This is a genomic window from Psychrobacter sp. 1U2, assembly GCF_051847575.1.
This window is the reverse complement of record NZ_JBPYDC010000909.1, coordinates 1-779: the sequence shown is the minus strand read 5'-3', so window position 1 is coordinate 779 and position 779 is coordinate 1. Positions and strand designations below refer to the sequence as shown.

Below are 779 nucleotides of genomic sequence, written 5' to 3'. Positions count from 1 at the left end.
TTGTTCTGGCAAATCTTCATAACTGAAACGAATGGTTATGAGAAATTTCGGATTTTTATTATTAGAGTCTTCCCCATAATTTAGGTAAAGAATCTCATGCAAGTAGCTTTGAGTATAGTCTTCATCAGAGTCATTAAAGTATTTATAGCGTATTTGATTACCGAACGTGTCTTCAGTTTTGGTTAACTTCCATGCAAAGGTATTATCATTATTTTGCGGGTCTGCTATAACTGCAGAATCAGTTTTTTTTGATTTCTCATGGCCGTAATAGCTGGTTAACCCTTCTTTGCTACGCACCTGCCAGTAATCGTTATCTGCATCTAAATGTCTAAAAATTTTGGCAAATAGCCCTTCAGTACGAGGTCTATATTGAGTAACGCCCTTATCTTTTTGAATGGGAACAAGGTCTTCAGCACCTGAGAGAATGAAAGTATCTTCACCCAAATAACGAGGAATCCCTTTGCTCGTTTTTCTGCTAACACCCGGAATAGTGAGCTGCCACCCTAAACCAAAGGGACTGATACCATTACCAGTGCTGTAAACAAGGCTTAGTTGAGGCTGAAAATCATTTCGGCCTAAAGGAATGTCGATGGGTACTGAGAAGTTACCCGTTCCGGTAAAAAGATCTGGTGAGAAGGTCTCCCCCAAGCCAGCTATAGCGCCTCCACCTTTTGGCAACGATATGTTTGAACTTATATCAGACATTATTAACTCCTCACTAAATCAGAGATTAATCTATCTTATATGTCCAATATACCCTATGTATTGTTACTTATGTA

1 protein-coding gene is annotated in these 779 nt (G+C 38.8%); it reads right to left on the bottom strand.

Annotated features, from left to right (window positions below; genetic code table 11):
- The coding region (locus tag ACS8FD_RS19485; RefSeq protein ID WP_439277078.1) for a SpvB/TcaC N-terminal domain-containing protein at positions 1–705 on the bottom strand (705 nt) is incomplete at its 3' end.
- Positions 706–779 lie beyond the last annotated feature (74 nt).